Here is a 15,967-nt window from a genome sequence, read left to right as displayed (position 1 = left end):
AGAAGTTACAGCGCGCGCCAGCCGATGTCGCGGCGGCAGAAGCCCCCTGGCCAGTCGATGGCGTCCACCTGGGCATAGGCGCGGGCGTGCGCCTCGGCCAGGGTGGCGCCGCGGCCGGTGCAGGCCAGGACGCGGCCGCCGGTGGCGATGATGTGACCGTCGCGGCTGGCGGTGCCGGCATGGAAGGTCATGGCGAAACTGCTTTCAGGCAGGGTGTTCAGGCCCAGGATGATGCTTCCTTTTTCATAGGCGCCGGGATAGCCCTGCGCAGCCATCACCACTGTCAATGCATGATCGTCGGCCCAGTTGACCGCCATGTCCGCCAGCCGCTCCTCGGCGCAGGCCAGCAGCAGGTCCAGAACCTGCCCGCCAAGGCGCATCATCAGCACCTGGCATTCGGGATCGCCGAAGCGGACGTTGTATTCGACCAGCTTGGCTTCGCCCCCATCGATCATCAGGCCAGCGTAAAGGACGCCCTGGAACGGCATCCCGCGCGCGGCCATTTCAGCCATGGTCGGGCGCACGATCCGGGCCATGACCTGCTCCTGCAAGGCATCGGTCAGGATCGGGGCCGGGCTGTATGCGCCCATCCCGCCGGTATTTGGGCCGGTGTCGCCGTCGCCCACGCGCTTGTGGTCCTGCGCGGTGCCGACGGGCAGGCAGTCGGTGCCGTCGCAGAGGATGAAGAAGCTGGCTTCCTCGCCTGCCATGAATTCTTCGATCACCACCGACATCTCGCCGAACTCGCCGTCGAAGATGGCGTCAATGGCTTCGTGCGCCTGGTCTACGGTTTCGGCCACGGTGACGCCCTTGCCGGCGGCCAGCCCGTCGGCCTTGACCACGATGGGGGCGCCCTGCGCGCTGACGTAGCCGCGGGCGCTGGCAGCATCGGTGAAGCGCGCCCAGGCGGCGGTCGGTGCCCCGCAGGCATCGCAGATTTCCTTGGTGAAGGCCTTCGAGGCCTCAAGCTGGGCTGCGGCCTGCGAGGGGCCGAAGACCAGGAAGCCGGCGTCTCGCAGGGCGTCGGACACGCCTGCGGCGAGGGGTGCCTCGGGACCGATCACCACGAAGTCGATGGCGTTTTCCTGTGCGAATTCCAGGACCTCGGCGCGCGACAGGATGTTCAGGTCGGCGCATTCGGCGACATTGGCGATGCCTGCGTTGCCCGGGGCCACGATCAGGCGGTCGCATTTCGGGTTCTGCCGGATCGCCCAGGCCAGCGCATGTTCGCGCCCGCCGCCGCCGAGGATCAGGATGTTCATGGGCCGCCCTTTCGCTTCTGGTGGCGGCGTTCTAGTCTGGGCGTCGAAGGGGAACAAGACGCATGGATTTGCTGGAAGACGCGCCGGGCAGCAATGCCCATGAATTCACGGTTTCCGAGCTGTCGGGCGCGGTCAAGCGCAGCCTGGAGGATCAGTTCGGCCGTGTCCGCGTGCGCGGAGAGATCGGGCGTGTCTCGCGACCATCGTCGGGGCACCTGTATTTTGACCTGAAAGACGACCGATCCGTCCTGGCCGCCGTGACCTGGAAGGGGCAGGCGGCGCGCCTCGCGCAGCGACCCGAGGAGGGGATGGAGGTCATCGCCACCGGCCGCATCACCACCTTTCCCGGCCAGTCGAAATACCAGCTGATCGTGGACCAGATCGAGCCGGCGGGCCTTGGCGCGCTGATGGCGATGCTGGAAAAGCGCCGCCAGGCGCTGGCGGCCGAGGGGCTGTTCGACGAGGCGCGCAAGCGGCCGCTGCCGTCGCTGCCGCGGGTGATCGGCGTCGTGACCTCGCCTTCCGGGGCGGTGATCCGCGACATCCTGCACCGGTTGCGGGACCGGTTTCCGACCCGCGTGATCATCTGGCCGGTGGCCGTGCAGGGCGAGGGCTGCGCCCCGCAGGTGGCTGCTGCGATCCGGGGCTTCAACGACCTGGCCCCAGGCGGGCCGATCCCGCGCCCGGACCTGCTGATTGTCGCGCGAGGCGGGGGCAGCCTTGAGGATCTGTGGGGCTTCAACGAGGAGGCCGTGGTCCGCGCCGCCGCCGAAAGCCGCATTCCGCTGATCTCGGCCGTGGGGCACGAGACGGATACCACGCTGATCGACTTCGCCTCCGACTGCCGCGCGCCGACGCCGACCGCGGCGGCCGAGATGGCGGTGCCTGTGCTGGCCGAGCTGGCGGCGCGTCTGGCGGAATCGCAGGCGCGGCTGACGCGGTGCAGCCAGCATCACATCGACCGCCCCCGGCAGCGGCTGCGCGATTTGTCCCGCGCCTTGGGCCGTCCCACGGCCCTGACGGAAGCGGCGCGGCAGCGACTGGACCTGTGGGGCGGGCGGCTGGATCCGGCGCTGCACGGTCTGGTGCGGACGCGGCGGCATCAGCTTGCGGCGCGGCCCATGCCGGTGGCACTGTTGCGCCGGTTCACGGATGGCAAGGGCCACGCGCTGCATCGGCTGGAGCATCGGTTGGATGCCGCAGCGACCCGGCGGCTGGAGCGGCGCCGCGACCGGATGACGGCAATGAGCGAGCGGCTGGACGCATCATTGGCACGGGTGATGGCTACAACCCGCCGGTCGATCGGTCTTCAGGACCAGAAGCTGGCCGACCTGTCGCGGCGGCTGGCTCTGGCGGCGCAGCGGGCGATCCGCGCACGCAGCGAGGCGCTGCATCGGGTGGACCGGATGCGGCAGTCGCTGGGCTATACCGAAACGCTGAAGCGGGGCTTTGTTGTCGTGCGCGGGCCGGATGGGGCCATCACCTCGGCCCAGGCCGCGCGCCAGGTGCCGCAGGTCGAGCTTGAGTTCGCGGATGGCCGGGTCAATGCCCGCCCCGAAGGCGCGCCACCCAAACCGGCCCGCAAGGCCAGGCCGCCTGAACAGAAATCCCTGTTCTGACCTTCATTCTGGCGCAAGTATCCTCTGGGGGTGCGGGGGGCGAAGCGCCCCCGCTGCTACGCGTCCCTCGGGCGCAGCATCAGCCAGATCAGGGCGCCGCCCGCCAGCACCAGGAAGGGCAGCATCGCCAGGTTGACCGCGTTCCAGCCCGCCACGACCGATCCGCCGCTGCAATTCATCAGCCCGCCCGACGAAAGCGAGGCCAGGAACACGCCGCCAAAGACCACGGCGTCGTTCAGCCCCTGGACACGGCCCCTTTCGTCGCGCGAATGCGCGCGTGTCAGCATGGTCGTCGCTCCGATATAGCCGAAGTTCCACCCCATCCCCAGCAGGATCAGCGCCGCGAAGAAATGCGTCAGCTCCACCCCGGAAAGCGCCGCTGCACCGGCCATGGCCAGCAGGAACAGGCCGACCGCGACGATCCGTTCGGCGCCGAACCGGGCGATCAGATGGCCGGTAAAGAAGCTTGGCGCGAACATCGCCAGCACATGCGCGCTGACGATATTGGCCGCGTCCGTTGGCGCGAAGCCGCAGCCGACCACCGCCAGCGGGGTCGAGGTCATCACCAGGTTCATCAGCGCATAGGCGACCATCCCGCAGATCATCGCCACCGCTATCTGCGGCTGGCGCAGCAGTTCGGCCAGCGGACGGCCGGGATGCCGGTCTTCGTGGACGGGCGCGGGCGGGGGGCTGTGGAGAAAGGCGAACAGGAAAGGGCCAAGCGCGTTCAGCCCGATCACCGCCAGATAGGCTGCCAGGAACGGTACCGCCGTCAGCCCGTCCGTCGCGCGCACTACGGCAGGACCGATGATCGCGGACGCAAGACCGCCCGCCATGACCCAGCTGATCGCGCGCGGGGCGTAATCCTCGGGCGCCAGATCGGTCGCCGCGAAGCGATAGAACCCCTGCGCGGACATATAGATGCCGGTCAGCAGCGATCCGGCCATGAACAGCCAGAACGATCCCGCCCACAGCCCCCAGGCCGCGAACGCCGCACCCAGGGCGCCTGCCAGCACCGCCAGCAGGAACCCCGCCTGTCTGCCGCGATGCTGCATGAACCGTGCCAGAGGACGTGCGGTCAATGCCGATCCCAGGACGATCATCGACAGGGGAAGGGTGGCGATGCAGGGATTTGGCGCAAGGATCTGGCCGGCAAGCCCGCCGACGATGAAGATCACCGACATCTGCGCGCCCAGGATTGCCTGGGCCGCGACCAGCACGATCACGTTGCGCCGGGCCTGCGCCAGATCGGCGGGCAAGATCAGCCCCGGCTCAGCCTGGCGGCGGCATGGGCACGTTCCTGGATCGCGCCCCAGTTTTCGGCACTGACATCCGCGTCGGTGGCGATCCAGCTTCCGCCCACGCAGACAACGTTCGGCAAGGACAGATAGTCACCGGCATTCGCGGTCGAGATGCCGCCCGTCGGGCAAAAGCGGATCTTCGGCAAGGGACCGGCCAGGGATTTCAGCGCAGGCGCGCCTCCGATGGCTTCGGCCGGGAAGAACTTCAGCATGTCATAGCCCGCGTCGGCCGCGCGCATGACCTCGGACGCGGTGGCGGCGCCGGGCAGCAGGGGCAGTTCCAGATCCTCGCAGGCGGCCATCAGACGATCTGTCAGGCCGGGTGACACGGCAAATGTCGCGCCCGCATCCTTGGCGCGCTTGGCATCGTCCGGCGTCAGCACCGTCCCCGCGCCGACATGGCCGCCCGACACCCCCGACATCGCGCGAATTGCCTTCAGCGCGGCATCCGACCGCAGCGTGATTTCCAGCACCGGCAGCCCGCCCGACACTAGGGCCTGCGCCAGCCCCGCCGCGCGTTCGGCGTTCTTGATCACGATCACCGGAATGACCGGGGCCAGGCTGCACAGCGCGCGTGTCTTTTGCGATTGGATTTCAGGGGTCATGGCGCACCTTCCGTTCCGCGATGTGCGGGCAAACTGCCCGCTGGAGGGGGGCGATGCAAGCGGTTTGCCGCCCCCCGGGCGGAAATCCTGATATCGCTAACTAGATCGCAGACAGCACCGCGACATAATGGATTGCCGCCGCCGTCACGACAAAGCCGTGCCAGATCGCGTTCTGGAAGCGCAGCCTTTCCCAGACATGAAAGGCGATGCCCGCCGTATAGACGACGCCCCCCGCCACGATCAGCAGGACGGACAAAGGGGGCAGGTGGTCCGCGATGGGACGAAAGGCGACAAGCCCGCTCCACCCCATGAGGACATAGAGCAGGATCGCCAGTCGGTCGTATCGGCCCGGCAGCAGGCATTTCAGCGCGACGCCAAGCGCGGCCACCGTCCAGATGCAGACCAGAAGGCCGAAGGCCGTCGGATCAGACGAGGCCTTGTGCAGAAACGGCGTATAGGTTGCCGCGATCAGGACGAAGATCGCCGAATGGTCGGCCCGCCGCAGATACCATTTCAGCGGAGAATGCGGCAGCATGTTATAGGCAAAGGACAGCCCGAGCGCGAGGATCAGCCCGGTGCCATAGATCGCCGCCGCCACGACCTCGGCCCCGCTGGCGGACAGCGAGGCATGAAAGATCAGCGCCGTCACGCCGATCAGGGCCAGGACAACGCCGATCCCGTGGACGATCCCGTCTGCAAGCATTTCGTAGAAATCGTATTGCCGTCCAAAGCGAAAGCGGATGTCAGTCATGGCAAACCCTGTGCTGATTTCAGCTTGCCTGACCGAAGCCATCCCGGCAACTGACAGATCCGTCAGCTTTTATCGGTCCCTTGGCGTGCCGGGTCTTGCAAATGGGGCACAACAGGTCTATTTGCCCCCACACTTCACAGGCAGGGGCGGGCCCTTGCGGGAGACATCCGCAAAAGGTCCACCGGTTGGGGCATCCGCCCTGAATCCCCTGCCAAGGCGCAAACCGGAAAGGACATGGAATGGCGCTTCCCGAATTCAATCTGCGTCAGCTCTTGGAAGCTGGCGTTCACTATGGCCACCAGACGCAGCGCTGGAATCCGCGCATGGCGGAATTCATCTATGGCGACCGCAACGGCATCCACATTCTGGATCTGACCCAGACCCTGCCGATGCTGGACGCCGCGCTGCAGGTCGTGCGCGACACCGTCGCCAAGGGCGGCCGCGTGCTGTTCGTCGGCACCAAGCGTCAGGCGCAGAAACCCATCGCGGACGCGGCTGAAAAGTCGGCCCAGTTCTACATGAACCACCGCTGGCTGGGCGGCACGCTGACCAACTGGAAGACCGTGTCCCAGTCGATCAGCCGCCTGAAGGCCATCGACGAGACGATGGCCGGCGGGGCCGAGGGCCTGACCAAAAAGGAACGCCTGCAACTCGAGCGTGAGCAGAACAAGCTGCAAGCCTCACTGGGCGGCATCCGCGACATGGGCGGCCTGCCGGACCTGCTGTTCGTCATCGACGTGAACAAGGAAGACCTGGCTATCCTGGAAGCCAAGAAGCTGGGCATCCCGGTCGTGGCCGTGGTCGATACCAACTGCTCGCCTGAAGGCGTGGACTACATCATCCCCGGGAACGACGACGCAGCCCGCGCCATCGCCCTGTATTGCGATCTGGCCAGCCGCGCCGCGCTTGACGGCATGTCGGCCCAGATGGGCGCCGCCGGCGTCGATGTCGGCGCCTTGTCGGACGCCCCGGAAGAACTGCTGGACGAACCCGCGGCGGAAGAACAGGCAACCGCCGACGCCTGATCCGGCTGCCATCGGACATTCATGGAACTGTTGTCAGGCGGGGATATGCCCCGCCTGACGCGTTGATCAAAGGAGACGGATCATGGCTATCACCGCCGCGATGGTGAAAGAGCTGCGCGAGACGACCGGCGCAGGGATGATGGACGCCAAGAAGGCGCTGACTGAAACCGACGGCAACATGGACGCCGCCATTGACTGGCTGCGCACCAAGGGTCTGGCCAAGGCCGCCAAGAAGGCCGATCGCGTTGCCGCCGAAGGCCTGGTCGGCGTGCAGGTGACCGATGGCCGCGGCGTCGCCGTTGAAATCAATTCGGAAACCGACTTCGTTGCCAAGAACGCCGATTTCCAGCAGTTGGTCCGCGACATCACCGATATCGCCCTGACCACGGCGGACGATATCGAGGTTCTGAAGGCCACCCACCTGAACGGCAAGCCCGTCTCCGAGGTGCTGACCGACGCCATCGCACGCATCGGCGAAAACATGACCCTGCGCCGGATGCACCTGCTGGAAGGCGATACCGTCGTCTCCTATGTCCACAACGCTGCGGGCGAAGGCATGGGCAAGATCGGCGTCCTGGTTGCGCTGAAGGGCGACAAGGACAAGGCCCAGGCGATCGGCAAGCAGTTCGCGATGCACATCGCCGCGACCAACCCCGTTTCGCTGTCCGAGGCCACCCTTGATCCGGCGATGCTGGCGCGCGAGCTGGAAGTGCAGACCGCCAAGGCCATGGAGGAAAACGCCTCTTCCGCCAAACCGAAGCCTGAAGCCGTGATTCAGAACAACATCATCCCCGGCCGGATGAAGAAGTTCGTGGCCGAAAACACCCTGCTGGGCCAGGCTTTCGTGATCAATCCCGACGTCACGGTCGAACAGGCCGCCAAGGAAGCCGGCGTCGAGATCACCGGCTATGCCCGCGTCGCCGTCGGCGAGGGGATCGAGAAGAAGGAAGAGGATTTCGCAGCCGAGGTCGCCAAGACCCTCAGCGGCGCCTGATCCTTCCGATTGGAATGCGGAACGCGGGACCTGTCGGTTGACGCGTTCTGCCTTGCAGGACACGACCTCCAGAACCTGCCAGCGGTAACGCCGGCAGGCTTTTTTTTGGCCGAACAGCAGGACAGCAACACGCGCGTGGAGTTGTCTTTGCGCGGATCTGTAAGTCCTCAAAGGTGATTTCACAGGAAGCTTGACCTGCCGGATTCGTCGTCAAACGAACCGGCCAACATCACCTCATGCGGAGACGCGAATTCGACGCACCTCGAACGAGGCGGAGGCATGGTCAATAAAGATCCCGATCCCCCATCCCCTCAAGAGGCAAGTGTCTCCATGCGGCGACCGTAAGCGTCCGGTCTGACTGCCCTGCCGCGCGGGCTTTGGCATATACGCGTTGATCTCGCGCCTCGGATAACCTCATTCGAGTGTCCGTCATCCTCGGCTATTTTGGGAAGCCGACAGCCTGGAGCGAGGGGCGCACCCTGGCCTGTGAATACCTGCGTGACAACAGCACCTGCGGCGTGCAGTTCAGCCTGCTGTCGAACCACCATTTCGATGATGAAACGAGCCTACCGCCTCCGTTTCGGCCTAACGTGGGAACGGGACCGGCGTAGGGATTGGGGGTGGTTCCGGCTCTGGCTGCAAGGCAGCCCCGGATACGGCCCGAAGATGTCGAGGAGGACCTGCGTGTTTGCGGCACTCTGTTGCTGGCGCCACGCCTCTTAGACTCGCCGCTCGGCTTCTGCCTCTTGCGCCCATTGCCTCTGCAACGTTCGCCACCTTTTCAAGAGAGGAGTGTTCCAACGGCGCCCTGACCTCATCGAGCAAGATTCTCTCCGAATGTCGTCGGTCAGACGCGTCACCTGCGACCATGAAGATCCGGTCGTGCGTCTCCCTTGACGACGGTTCCAATGGCTTCTGCGGCATCTCGGATCTGCAAGGCCGTCTGGACCGGGGCAGGCATCAGCCGCTCGATCTGGTCTTCGACGATAGCGCCGAGCATGGCGCCGAGCTAATCGGCGCGGGCGTCGTATGCCGCATGAGGCTGGTTGCCCTCCGCCATGTTGGTGGGTGTTACGGGGACCGGGGGTATCTCATGGCCTGGCGCTTGCAAGGGCATCGGGAGGCCCAGCGTTTAAGCCGCCAGAAATGCGAAAAGACATGACGCATGATCAGGTGACATTGCACCGCTTCTGACAACATCGTCTTCCCGCTACAATATCACAGGGCCTCGCCGGCATCAGCAGAGAGGTGTGAGCGTGAGCGCGCTTGCGTCGCCCTTCGTCCGCTTTACAAGAGAGACTTCAGTGAAAGCTTTTCCTGCAGCGTGGAAGGTCTCATCTGTCGGGTCCGGCGTTCTTCGTTGACCCATGCTGTGGACCTTGCACGATCTCTCATGCGATGGGTGGCGGGAAACCAGTGAGGCGTGACCATGCCATTCATCATCGCCATCGACGGACCCGCTGCATCCGGCAAAGGCACCATTGCCCGCGCGCTTGCTGCCCATTTCGGCTTCCATCATCTGGATACCGGCCTGCTTTATCGCGCGACGGGGGCCAAGGGGGGCGATCCGGTCGCGGCGGCGCGGTCCCTGGATGCTAGCGATCTGACCCGACCCGACCTGCGCAGCGCCGAGGCGGGACAGGCCGCCAGCCGCATCGCCGCCATCCCTGAAGTGCGTGCGGCCCTGGTCGATTTCCAGCACCGCTTTGCCGAACAGGAACCCGGTGCCGTTCTGGACGGACGGGACATCGGCACGGTCATATGCCCGGATGCGGCGGTCAAGTTGTATGTCACGGCCTCGGATCAGGTGCGGGCGCGGCGGAGGGCGATCGAACTGGGCGCCGACCCGGACGAAATGCTGGCACAGTTGCAGGAACGAGACCGGCGCGACAGCGATCGGGCTTCGGCGCCCCTGAAGCCTGCGCCCGATGCGGTTCTTCTGGATACCACCCACCTTGCCATCCCCGAAGCTATTGCCCTGGCCATCGCACAAGTGAACATGGTCCGCGGTTGATCCCGGTCAGCCGCAACTGACCCGGGCAATCCAGCCTTTCGGATCCAGGAAGATGTTCAGGCGCCCCGGCTGATATTCCTGCGTCACGATCTGGCCTGGGCTGATTTCGCGGTAATGAAGCTGCGGGGGCAGATAAACCTCGCCGATGTTCATGCCGACGAGGGCCTGATGCCGGGCCGGATCGCAGCGTGTGGCGGAAACGGTCGGGGCATAGGCGGTGGCACAAGCCGCCAAGGGAACCATGGCGATGACGGGCAGGATCATGCGCAGCGAAGATGGCATCGGATCACCTTTGTGTTTAGACCCTAACGAGGAGGGGGGCGACGTGTTCCCCGCTTCCGATGGAGAGGCCTGATGAAACAGCGACTTATTGCGGCATCCGTGGCTGTCCTGCCAGGGGTGGTTCTTGCGTCCAGCGAGGAAGCTTGGGACGATTTCCGCGCCTCGGTCGAAAACACCTGCGTGGCAGCGATCAGTGCGCCGGAAACGGCGTCCGTGACAATCGAGGTCAATCCCTTCGGATCGGAAAGCTATGGGGCGGCCCTGGTGACCGTCGGAAATCAGACCGGCCAGGATCGCATGGTCTGCATCTTCGACAAGCGCACCCAGGCGGTGGAGATCACGGCGCCCTTTGCGGACGCCGCACCTGCCGAATAGGTCACTGGGCCTGGGCGAAGGTGCCGCAGCCGATACGGCCGCCGGCATGGCCCGAGGGCTGGCCCACGTAATCGTCCGGCTGTTCGTGGATGATGATTGCCGACCCGTCGTCATCGTTCATCACTTCCGGCGTAAGACCGGCGGCGAAATATTCCACCATCAGCGTGCCGCTGTCCGGCACATGGATATTGGGCAGATCGCCAAGATGGGGACCGTTCTCGGCCATGATGCCATGTTCCTTGTCGCCGGCCAGATGTCCGCCTGCCGATTCGAAATCAGGCGGTGCGCATTCGCCGGTTTCGTGGATATGCGTGCCGTGAATGCCTGCCGGGACGCCTTGCAGTTCCAGCGTCACCAGCATCATGCCCGAGGGCGTGGCCGCGATGGTCGCTGTGCCCAGGCTTTCCCCCTCGGCGGTCTTGATCTCGGCGATCATCGGGGCTTCGCCCTGGGCCGGCGTGGTGTCCTGGGCGGCGGCGGGCAGGGCCATCAGCAGCCCCAGAGCCGCGGCGGTTCGGAATGCCATCTGAGATCCTCCTTCATGGTTGTCCCCGCCTAACGCAGGGGGCACAAAGGCGTTCCGACCCTTGATCAGCGCCGTCTGATTGGCGATAAGTCGCGCGACATCCGCCCGAAAGGTAGTTTCGAATGCGTGCTCGCATCTATCAACCCGCCCGCAATGCCATGCAGTCCGGCACGGCGCGGACCAAGAAATGGGTGCTGGAGTTTCCGCCCGTCGGACGTGAGATCGACCCGCTGATGGGCTGGATCAGCGCCGACGACACCCAAAGCCAGGTTCGCCTGCGGTTCGACACCCTGCAACAGGCCGAGGATTACTGCCGGGAACATGGTCTGGATTACATTGTCCAGCCGCCGCACGGCCGTGCAGCCAACATCCGTCCTCGCGGTTACGGCGAAAACTTCGCCACGGACCGCCGCGGTCCGTGGACCCACTGAAAAGGCGGGCAGATCCGATGCCGATGATTGGCTGTTCAGACAGCCCCTGACCTTACACGCTCCTATCACGGCGACCGCCGAGGCTCTGATGCTTCGGCGGAACATACTTTGATTGTCCTGGCACCGAGGCGAGAGCTATTCGGCGCAATCCGCATTGGTGGCATTGCAGGGCAGGCAACCCGCCTTGTGGCCGGATGGCGGAAGCAGCCACAGGCAAGAAGTCACAACCTTGCCAATACTTGACAGTTTCAATCGGAATCTCTAGCCGGGCAGCAGCTTGGCTGTGGAGTGTCCTTCACATGCAAGCGTGTCATTCACGCTCGTGTTCCGAACACGAGCGGTTGCAGGCCTGCTGCCCGAGGAGCCACGATGAACAGACCGTTGATTGCCTGCCTGCTTGCCGGTGTTGCTGCCCTTCCCGCGGTCGCTCAGGACAGGCCCTTTGTCTTGTCCGAGATCACGCTGGAGGCGGAAAGCGATACCACGCTGGTCCAGGATGGCTATGTCCCTGGCATCAGCCGGACGGCAACCAAACTGGATACGCCGGTCGGCAAGATCCCGCAGGCAGTCACGATCGTCACGCAGGACCAGATCGAGGACCAGGCGCCGCGCACGTTGAACGAAGCGTTGGGCTATACGGCTGCGGCAAACCCGAACAACTATGGCTTCGACACCCGGTTCGATGCCTTCTTCCTGCGTGGCTTGCCCGCCTATTACAACGGCTATTTCCGCGACGGGCTGCGCCAATACAACGCGCCGACCGCCTGGTTCAAATCCGAGCCTTACGGTCTGGAAGGAATCGCGGTGCTGAAGGGGCCGAACTCGTCCCTTTACGGCGTCAGCGGACCGGGCGGCATCGTCAACCTGATCACCAAGCGTCCGAAAGACGAACGTTACCGCGAAATCGACGTGACCACCGGCGGCAATGACCGCGCCCAGATTGCGGGCGACTTCTCTGGCCCGCTGTCGGAAGGCAGCGAATTCAGTTATCGCCTGACCGGCCTGGCCCGCAAGGCGAACAGCGATCTTCCGGGCTATGCGGACGACAAGACCTATCTTGCGCCGGCCTTGTCCTGGGACAATGGCGTGACGCGTGCGACCCTGCTGGCCGAGGTGTCGAATGCGCTGACGGGGGGAACCGCCGCCTTCTACAACCCGGCCTATGGCGAGGTGTCCGGTCTTTACGAGGGCGACCCCGACTATAACGACTTCGAGCAGGACCAATGGCGTCTCGGCTATGAGGTCGAGCATGACCTGAACGACAGCGTTACCCTTCGCCAAAGCTTTCGCGCCGCACAGGTTGACATCGATCTGGAATACAGCGGGCACTATCCTCTGGGGACGGATCTGGCGCGATACTGGGGTCACTACCAGGAAAACATCGACACGGTGGTCCTGGATAACGGCCTGCGGTGGAACGTGAACACCGGCCCGGTGTCGCACGAGATCCTGGCTGGCATCGACATGACCCGCGCCGATTACGAAAGCTACAGTGTGCTGGGCTATCTTTCGGCCGCCGATACGGGCGCGGCAGTCGTGCCGTTCAACGGCGCGCAGGAACAGCGGCAGACGGGCATCTATCTGCATGACCAGATACAGTGGTCCGACTGGCGGGCCTATGCCAGTGCCCGTTGGGACCGCGTGGAGACGACCACAACCGATGCCAGCCGATCGGTAAGCTCGCAGGAGGACACCGGCCGTTCCGGTCGCCTGGCGCTCAGCTATGACTGGGGCAATGGTGTCATGGCCTATGGCAGCGTCTCGACATCCTTCGCGCCCAATATCGGTTTTGTCTATGACGATCCGGGTGACGACAGCACGCAACGCGCAGCCCGGCCGACACAATCCACCCAGCGCGAGATCGGCGTCAAGTACGCGCCAGAAGGCACCAACCTTCTGGTGTCGGCGGCCGTCTTCGACATAGACCAGCGTGACGGCACCGTGCTGGACGCCTCGACCGGCGAGAACCGCCAGCGGCAGTTGGACCTGAACAGCCGCGGGCTTGAGCTGGAGGCGCAGGCGAACTGGGACAATGGCTGGGGCGTGATCGCCAGCTATGCCCATCAGCGCGTCAGGATCGAGAAAGGCGCGGCGGGGACTGTCGGCAACGAACTCTCGGGCGTTCCGAACGATACGCTGTCGCTGTGGGGGAAGTACGACATCCAGTCAGGCCCGGCGGCGGGTCTGGGGCTGGCGGCGGGCCTGCGCTATGTCGGCGAAAGCTATGGCGATGATGCCAATGCCCTTACCAACGACGACCGCGTCTTCGTGGACCTCGGCGTCAGCTATCAGCCGGTGCAATTGCCGGGGGTCAGGATGCAGGTGAACGTCAAGAACCTGTTCGACCAGCAAAAGCAGACCTGCACGGCTGGATACTGCTATCGTGACGAGGGCCGCGTCTGGACGGCCAGCCTGAGCCGCCGCTTCTGATGGCGCGGGATGCGGGGCAGCCTGGACAGGTCGCGATCCTGTCCGGTTTGTGGGCCGCCTATGTCGCGCAAAGCGTGATCGGCGGCCTGACCTGGGGCGGGCTGCCCTCCGTGCTGCGCGACCAGGGCCTGCCCCTGGACCACATCGGCCTTCTGTCCCTGCTGATCGCGCCTTGGGCGCTGAAGGTCCTGTGGTCGCCGATGATCGAGGGGTGGCGATTGCCTCGGGACCGACCGCCTCGCAGCGCCCTGCTGGTCGTGGCGTTCGGGCTGATCGCCGTTCTGGGACTGCTGGCCGCCGGTGTCGTCGGTCTGGTGCCGCTGATGCCGGCCTTGGCCTGCCTGATGGTGGTGGCCTTCGCCACGGCAAGCGCCGATATCATCATTGACGGCCATGCGGTTGGCGTCCTTGCGCGCCGCGAACATGGCTGGGGCAATGCCGCGCAGGTCGGGGGCGCCTATGTCGGATCGGCGATCGGCGCAGGGCTGCTTCTGGTCTTGGTCGCCCGGCTCGGCTGGACGGGGGCAGTCTGGTTCATGGCCGGGCTGGTGGCTGTCCTGATCTTGTGGTTCGCCATGACCGCACGCGGGGCCGCAGCGCCCCCGGCCGCAGGCCCGCGCCCAAGCCTGCGCCGCGCGCTGGCCCGGCACGAAATCCGGCAGGGGCTGATGCTGACGGCGATCTTTGTCGTGGCGCAGAAGCTGTCCTTGGGGATGCTGGGGCCGTTCCTGATCGACAGGGGCATTCCCCTTGCGTCGGTTGGCCTTCTGAACGGCCTTGGCAGCCTGGTCTTGGGACTGCTGGGGGCGCTTGTCGGAGGGATGTCGGTCCGGCATCTGGGGGTGCGGACAACCCTGATCGGCGCCTTGGCTTGCCAGGCCATCCTGATGGCGTCCCTTGCCCTGGCAGGGGCTGGGGTGGACCTTCCGCCCGCCTTGCCGGTCGCGGCGGCGCTGCTGGCGGGATCGGCGTTGTCGGCCATCGGCTTCACGGCACTTTACACGCAGTTCATGCTGTGGTCGGATCCGGGGCAGGGCGGGGTGGACTTCACCCTGTTCCAATGCCTTGACGGCGCGCTCAGCATGGGCCTGGGTCTTGTCGCGGGAATGGTGGCGCAGCACGCAGGCTATGGCGTGTTCTTCAGCCTTGCTGCCGTTCTTCCTGTTCTGGCGGTCGTGATGCTGCAGCGGCTGGACAGCAGGACCGTCCAGGCAGCAAGTAACTAGAGCGATGCGGTCGTCCGCCGTCAGGCGGCCGAACTGTGGTGCGGCTCCTCTGCCATTTCACCGGCCACGCCGCGCCGCCAGTAGGCTGCCACCATGTGCCGGTCGCGCGGCAGCTTCCAGATCGAACGGACGTGGCGGCGAATATCGCGGAAGGCATCGAACTCGCACCCGGCCCATACGTAAAGATCGTCCGAGGGATGCCGCTTGCCAAGCGCCTCTGCCAGCAACCGCGTCGTGCCGGGCGCAGCGCCGCTGCGATGCAGCCATTCGACCGGACCTGCCAGAGGCTGTTCATCTTCGGGGCCGTTCACTTCGATGATCGCCTCGCAGCGGGTTCCGGGCGATGTGGCCTCCAGGATGCGGGCTATGGCCGGCAGTGCCGTCTCGTCCCCCAGCAAAAGCAGGCGCGGCGCCTGGGGGATCGCGCCCCCGCCCGGACCCAGCAGACCCGCAACATCGCCCGGGCGGCAAGTCGCGGCCCATCTGGCGGCCGAGGTTTCCGCAGTCGGATGAAGCACGAAGTCGATTTCGACTTCGCCGCGCGCCAGATCGACATGGCGGATGGTATAGACGCGCACCAGCAAGGCATCCGCTCCGCCCGGAAAACTCAGGGCGCCGCTGGCGGTCAGCATCGGCCAGACCGGCGGCAGGTTCGCAGGACGATCCGCGGGGGGCAGAAGCAGGCGGACGTGCAACTCGTCCAGAGGCAGGTCCTGCAGGTCGGGAACCGTCAGCGTCACCCGCTGCATCGAAGGGGTCAGGCGGCGCGACGCCGTGACTCGCGTTTCCCGGAAGAAAGGCGGAATGCCGTGGGACTGCCCATCGCCGTCCCAGTGCAGTTCCACTTCCTCGGCCAGATACTCACGGATGTGATCCACGAAGATCAGCTTCATATAGCTGAGGCCGATGGGGTTGACCCCCGACGCCTCGACAAGAAGCGCCGCCCCATCCTGGCGTACGTCGAAGCCGCCCAGGGGAAGCTGCATTCTCCATGGTCCTGTCTTGGTCCCGGTGATGTATTCAGGATGATCCGCCGCAAAGCGGGACATGGCGATGGTGGCGCCGGGATGAGCCAGCCGGGTGATTGCGTGCAGCATCAGGTTCTCGGGTAGAGGGTTTCTGGCTG

Annotated in this window: 15 protein-coding genes; 8 read left to right on the top strand and 7 right to left on the bottom strand. The window is 65.3% G+C overall.

Annotated elements, in window-relative coordinates; translation table 11 throughout:
- Positions 1-5 precede the first annotated feature (5 nt).
- The gene (purD, locus tag RAH32_RS01495; protein ID WP_306604490.1) at positions 6-1,262 is read right to left on the bottom strand and encodes a phosphoribosylamine--glycine ligase; all 1,257 of its coding nucleotides are present in this window, start codon (positions 1,260-1,262) and stop codon (positions 6-8) included.
- 62 nt (positions 1,263-1,324) lie between these two features.
- On the opposite strand from purD, the gene xseA reads away from it, so the two are divergent.
- On the top strand, positions 1,325-2,881 hold the full coding sequence (gene xseA / locus RAH32_RS01490) for an exodeoxyribonuclease VII large subunit (protein WP_306604488.1): 1,557 nt from the start codon (positions 1,325-1,327) through the stop codon (positions 2,879-2,881).
- Between the two features lie 56 nt (positions 2,882-2,937).
- On the opposite strand, the gene RAH32_RS01485 is transcribed toward xseA, so the two are convergent.
- The 3 genes from RAH32_RS01485 to trhA all read right to left on the bottom strand — a co-directional run bounded on the left by RAH32_RS01485 (position 2,938) and on the right by trhA (position 5,538).
- Positions 2,938-4,140 (bottom strand): MFS transporter, encoded by a 1,203-nt coding sequence (locus tag RAH32_RS01485; RefSeq protein WP_306604486.1) that lies wholly within the window; start codon positions 4,138-4,140, stop codon positions 2,938-2,940.
- A gap of 2 nt (positions 4,141-4,142) precedes the next feature.
- Positions 4,143-4,787: a bifunctional 4-hydroxy-2-oxoglutarate aldolase/2-dehydro-3-deoxy-phosphogluconate aldolase gene (eda, locus tag RAH32_RS01480; protein ID WP_306604485.1), complete on the bottom strand. Its 645-nt coding sequence runs from the start codon at positions 4,785-4,787 to the stop codon at positions 4,143-4,145.
- 100 nt (positions 4,788-4,887) lie between these two features.
- A complete protein-coding gene (trhA, locus tag RAH32_RS01475; protein WP_306604483.1) occupies positions 4,888-5,538 on the bottom strand; it encodes a PAQR family membrane homeostasis protein TrhA in 651 nt (216 codons plus the stop codon).
- A gap of 239 nt (positions 5,539-5,777) precedes the next feature.
- Here trhA and rpsB point away from each other — a divergent pair, with 239 nt between their 5' ends.
- The 3 genes from rpsB (at position 5,778) to RAH32_RS01460 (ending at position 9,571) form a co-directional block, all read left to right on the top strand.
- Positions 5,778-6,563, top strand: a complete 786-nt coding sequence (rpsB, locus tag RAH32_RS01470; protein ID WP_306604481.1) for a 30S ribosomal protein S2 — start codon at positions 5,778-5,780, stop codon at positions 6,561-6,563.
- An 82-nt stretch (positions 6,564-6,645) separates the two neighbouring features.
- Complete coding sequence (gene tsf / locus RAH32_RS01465) at positions 6,646-7,557, top strand: translation elongation factor Ts (protein ID WP_306604479.1); 912 nt, start codon at positions 6,646-6,648, stop codon at positions 7,555-7,557.
- A 1,429-nt stretch (positions 7,558-8,986) separates the two neighbouring features.
- A complete protein-coding gene (locus tag RAH32_RS01460) occupies positions 8,987-9,571 on the top strand; it encodes a (d)CMP kinase (protein ID WP_306604477.1) in 585 nt (194 codons plus the stop codon).
- A 6-nt stretch (positions 9,572-9,577) separates the two neighbouring features.
- Here the strand turns inward: RAH32_RS01460 and RAH32_RS01455 are convergent, their stop codons facing one another.
- Entirely contained in the window at positions 9,578-9,853 is a 276-nt protein-coding gene (locus RAH32_RS01455; protein ID WP_306604475.1) for an I78 family peptidase inhibitor, read from the bottom strand.
- Positions 9,854-9,925: 72 nt separating this feature from the next.
- On the opposite strand from RAH32_RS01455, the gene RAH32_RS01450 reads away from it, so the two are divergent.
- Positions 9,926-10,228, top strand: a complete 303-nt coding sequence (locus RAH32_RS01450; protein WP_306604474.1) for a hypothetical protein — start codon at positions 9,926-9,928, stop codon at positions 10,226-10,228.
- Between the two features lies 1 nt (position 10,229).
- On the opposite strand, the gene RAH32_RS01445 is transcribed toward RAH32_RS01450, so the two are convergent.
- The gene (locus tag RAH32_RS01445; RefSeq protein WP_306604472.1) at positions 10,230-10,754 is read right to left on the bottom strand and encodes a superoxide dismutase family protein; all 525 of its coding nucleotides are present in this window, start codon (positions 10,752-10,754) and stop codon (positions 10,230-10,232) included.
- Positions 10,755-10,876: 122 nt separating this feature from the next.
- Here RAH32_RS01445 and RAH32_RS01440 point away from each other — a divergent pair, with 122 nt between their 5' ends.
- From RAH32_RS01440 to RAH32_RS01430, 3 genes are all read left to right on the top strand, one after another.
- Positions 10,877-11,185: an ETC complex I subunit gene (locus RAH32_RS01440; protein ID WP_306604470.1), complete on the top strand. Its 309-nt coding sequence runs from the start codon at positions 10,877-10,879 to the stop codon at positions 11,183-11,185.
- 369 nt (positions 11,186-11,554) lie between these two features.
- Entirely contained in the window at positions 11,555-13,615 is a 2,061-nt protein-coding gene (locus tag RAH32_RS01435) for a TonB-dependent siderophore receptor (RefSeq protein ID WP_306604468.1), read from the top strand.
- Positions 13,615-14,841 (top strand): MFS transporter, encoded by a 1,227-nt coding sequence (locus RAH32_RS01430; protein WP_306604467.1) that lies wholly within the window; start codon positions 13,615-13,617, stop codon positions 14,839-14,841. The genes RAH32_RS01435 and RAH32_RS01430 overlap by 1 nt, the downstream gene beginning before the upstream one ends.
- A 20-nt stretch (positions 14,842-14,861) precedes the next feature.
- On the opposite strand, the gene RAH32_RS01425 is transcribed toward RAH32_RS01430, so the two are convergent.
- On the bottom strand, positions 14,862-15,938 hold the full coding sequence (locus tag RAH32_RS01425) for a siderophore-interacting protein (RefSeq protein WP_306604466.1): 1,077 nt from the start codon (positions 15,936-15,938) through the stop codon (positions 14,862-14,864).
- Positions 15,939-15,967 lie beyond the last annotated feature (29 nt).

Origin of the sequence: Paracoccus yibinensis, from assembly GCF_030846195.1 — a bacterium.
Taxonomy (GTDB): domain Bacteria; phylum Pseudomonadota; class Alphaproteobacteria; order Rhodobacterales; family Rhodobacteraceae; genus Paracoccus; species Paracoccus yibinensis.
Note: the sequence above shows the minus strand (reverse complement) of the source record. Positions and strands in the feature narration are given on the sequence as shown.

Coding starts and splice junctions, on each gene's coding strand:
- RAH32_RS01435 (WP_306604468.1), top strand. CDS start 11,555: ATGAACAGACCGTTGATTGCCTGCCTGCTTGCCGGTGTTGCTGCCCTT.
- RAH32_RS01450 (WP_306604474.1), top strand. CDS start 9,926: ATGAAACAGCGACTTATTGCGGCATCCGTGGCTGTCCTGCCAGGGGTG.
- RAH32_RS01425 (WP_306604466.1), bottom strand. CDS start 15,938: ATGCTGCACGCAATCACCCGGCTGGCTCATCCCGGCGCCACCATCGCC.
- xseA (WP_306604488.1), top strand. CDS start 1,325: ATGGATTTGCTGGAAGACGCGCCGGGCAGCAATGCCCATGAATTCACG.
- RAH32_RS01455 (WP_306604475.1), bottom strand. CDS start 9,853: ATGCCATCTTCGCTGCGCATGATCCTGCCCGTCATCGCCATGGTTCCC.
- trhA (WP_306604483.1), bottom strand. CDS start 5,538: ATGACTGACATCCGCTTTCGCTTTGGACGGCAATACGATTTCTACGAA.
- RAH32_RS01445 (WP_306604472.1), bottom strand. CDS start 10,754: ATGGCATTCCGAACCGCCGCGGCTCTGGGGCTGCTGATGGCCCTGCCC.
- RAH32_RS01430 (WP_306604467.1), top strand. CDS start 13,615: ATGGCGCGGGATGCGGGGCAGCCTGGACAGGTCGCGATCCTGTCCGGT.
- RAH32_RS01460 (WP_306604477.1), top strand. CDS start 8,987: ATGCCATTCATCATCGCCATCGACGGACCCGCTGCATCCGGCAAAGGC.
- eda (WP_306604485.1), bottom strand. CDS start 4,787: ATGACCCCTGAAATCCAATCGCAAAAGACACGCGCGCTGTGCAGCCTG.
- rpsB (WP_306604481.1), top strand. CDS start 5,778: ATGGCGCTTCCCGAATTCAATCTGCGTCAGCTCTTGGAAGCTGGCGTT.
- RAH32_RS01440 (WP_306604470.1), top strand. CDS start 10,877: ATGCGTGCTCGCATCTATCAACCCGCCCGCAATGCCATGCAGTCCGGC.
- tsf (WP_306604479.1), top strand. CDS start 6,646: ATGGCTATCACCGCCGCGATGGTGAAAGAGCTGCGCGAGACGACCGGC.
- purD (WP_306604490.1), bottom strand. CDS start 1,262: ATGAACATCCTGATCCTCGGCGGCGGCGGGCGCGAACATGCGCTGGCC.